Here is a 1,729-nt window from a genome sequence, read left to right on the forward strand (position 1 = left end):
ACGACTACGCCGCCAAGTACGAAGAGTACGGCGACGACTTCACCGCCTTCATGGGCGCCGAAGGTATCCGTGAACTGCTGCGCTCGATCGACATCCACCGCGATGCCGAAACCCTGCGCGTGGAACTGAAGGAATCGAAATCCGAAGCCAAGATCAAGAAATACGCCAAGCGCCTGAAAGTGCTGGAAGCATTCCAACGTTCGGGCATCAAGCCTGACTGGATGATCATGGAAGTGCTGCCAGTGCTGCCGCCGGAACTGCGTCCGCTGGTACCACTGGATGGTGGCCGTTTCGCGACCTCGGATCTGAACGATCTGTATCGCCGCGTCATCAACCGTAACAACCGTCTGAAACGCCTGATGGAGCTGCGCGCTCCAGAGATCATCACGCGCAACGAAAAGCGCATGCTGCAAGAAGCAGTCGATTCGCTGCTGGACAACGGCCGTCGCGGCAAAGCGATGACCGGCGCCAACAAGCGTCCGCTGAAGTCCTTGGCCGAGATGATCAAGGGCAAGGGCGGCCGTTTCCGTCAAAACTTGCTGGGCAAACGCGTCGATTACTCCGGTCGTTCGGTCATCGTCGTGGGTCCGCAATTGAAACTGCATCAGTGCGGCTTGCCGAAACTGATGGCGCTGGAACTGTTCAAACCATTCATTTTCAATAAACTGGAACTGATGGGTCTGGCTACCACGATCAAGGCCGCGAAAAAGCTGGTCGAGATTCAAGAGCCGGTCGTGTGGGACATCCTGGAAGACGTGATCCGTGAACATCCGATCATGTTGAACCGCGCACCGACGTTGCACCGTCTGGGTATCCAGGCGTTCGAGCCAGTCCTGATTGAAGGCAAGGCCATCCAGTTGCACCCGCTCGTCTGCGCCGCATTCAACGCCGACTTTGACGGTGACCAAATGGCGGTCCACGTTCCTCTGTCGATCGAAGCGCAGATGGAAGCACGCACTTTGATGCTGGCATCGAACAACATCCTGTTCCCATCGAACGGCGAACCATCGATCGTTCCTTCCCAGGATATCGTGTTGGGTCTGTACTACGCGACCCGCGAAGCGATCAATGCGAAGAACGAAGGGATGATGTTCCCTGACGTGTCGGAAGTAATCCGCGCCTACGACAACAAGGAAGTCGAACTGACGACCCGCGTCACCGTGCGTATTACCGAATACCCGAAAAACGCCGAAACGGGCGAATTCGAAAAAACGGTAACGCGTTACGAAACGACGATCGGCCGTGCGATCCTGTCGGAAATTCTGCCTAAAGGCCTGCCGTTCTCCGTACTGAACCGCGCGCTGAAAAAGAAAGAAATTTCCAAGCTGATCAACACGTCGTTCCGCAAGTGCGGCCTGCGCGCCACCGTGGTGTTCGCAGACAAACTGATGCAATCGGGTTTCCGCCTGGCGACACGCGCCGGTATCTCGATCTGCGTCGACGACATGCTGGTACCGCCGCAAAAAGTCACCTTGATCGCGACGGCCGAATCGGAAGTCAAGCAGATCGAACAGCAATACGCCTCGGGTCTCGTGACCGCCGGCGAGCGTTACAACAAGGTAGTCGATATCTGGGGCAAAACCTCGGATGAAGTCGGCAAGGCCATGATGGACCAGCTCAAAGTCGAAGACGTGATCCGCCGCGACGGCACCAAGTCGACGCAAGAATCGTTCAACGCCATTTACATGATGGCCGACTCCGGCGCGCGCGGTTCCGCAGCCCAGATTCG

General features: G+C 57.0%; 1 pseudogene. It reads left to right on the forward strand.

The features are described 5' to 3' along the window. Positions 1–1,729, forward strand: a pseudogene (locus ASN89_RS24380) (DNA-directed RNA polymerase subunit beta'); the annotation flags it as partial.

Origin of the sequence: Janthinobacterium sp. Ant5-2-1, assembly GCF_001445815.1 — a bacterium.
GTDB classification, from domain to species: domain Bacteria; phylum Pseudomonadota; class Gammaproteobacteria; order Burkholderiales; family Burkholderiaceae_D; genus Janthinobacterium; species Janthinobacterium lividum_E.